The 733-nt window shown below is 58.1% G+C and carries 1 protein-coding gene and 1 pseudogene; one reads left to right on the top strand and one right to left on the bottom strand.

Annotation, left to right across the window (positions count from 1 at the left end; genetic code table 11):
- On the top strand, window positions 1-316 hold a 316-nt coding region (locus tag A3730_RS07215), incomplete at its 5' end, for a transporter substrate-binding domain-containing protein (protein WP_156501038.1).
- Window positions 317-464: 148 nt separating this feature from the next.
- Here the strand turns inward: A3730_RS07215 and A3730_RS31245 are convergent.
- Window positions 465-733 (bottom strand): annotated as a pseudogene (locus tag A3730_RS31245) (hypothetical protein); the annotation flags it as partial.

Genomic DNA, 733 nt, shown 5'->3' with positions numbered 1-733 from the left:
CAGCGGTGCCCATTGGCTGGCGGGTCAGGGTACAAACTTTGTGCCTTACCCGAATAACCAGCAGGCACTGCGCGCGGTGATGATTGGCGAGGTAGATGCCCTGGTCTCCGATGCGCCTGTGATGCGTTATATGTTGCGCGAGCGTGGCACCACCAATGCGTTGGTGTTGCCATCGCTGGTTCGCGAAGAAAGTTATGCCTTTGCCATGGCTAATGGCAGCCCCCTGCGTGAGCGGCTGGATCAGGCCATGCTGGAAATTCTCCCGACCCAGGAGTGGCGCACAGTGGTGAATCGCTATCTGGGCGCGGAAGAATAACGGTGGGTTTTGGTTGGGGGGCTGATTGAATGGGAGATTGCGTTCGCTGGTGTCGGGTTACGCCGCTTTATTGTAAACGCTGTGCTTCGTGTAGGTCGGATTAGCCGCGTAGCGGCGTAATCCGACATCCTGGCGCCTGGGCGTTTATCTAACTGTCGCTCCCGGCAAACAACGCCGCCAGGCTCTCCAGTTCTTCTTCCAGATTCCAGTGCATTTCCCGCGCGGTCACATGCAAAAGCACTAACGCATTGATCGGCGCATCGGACTCACCGCGCTGGCGCAGCCTCCCGGTAAAACAACGGTTCAGTTCATTGAGTGCATCGTAGCGCGCATTCAGGCCGTCCAGGGAAATGCTCTGTTCCGGTTGTTGGCGGTTGCGGATGTAGCGTTGCAGCAGGTACAGGCTGGCGGTGCGTA

The sequence above is a fragment of the Alcanivorax sp. HI0044 genome (assembly GCF_001634945.1).
The sequence above is the reverse complement of the archived record's forward strand: the minus strand, read 5'-3'. Positions and strand labels throughout refer to the sequence as shown.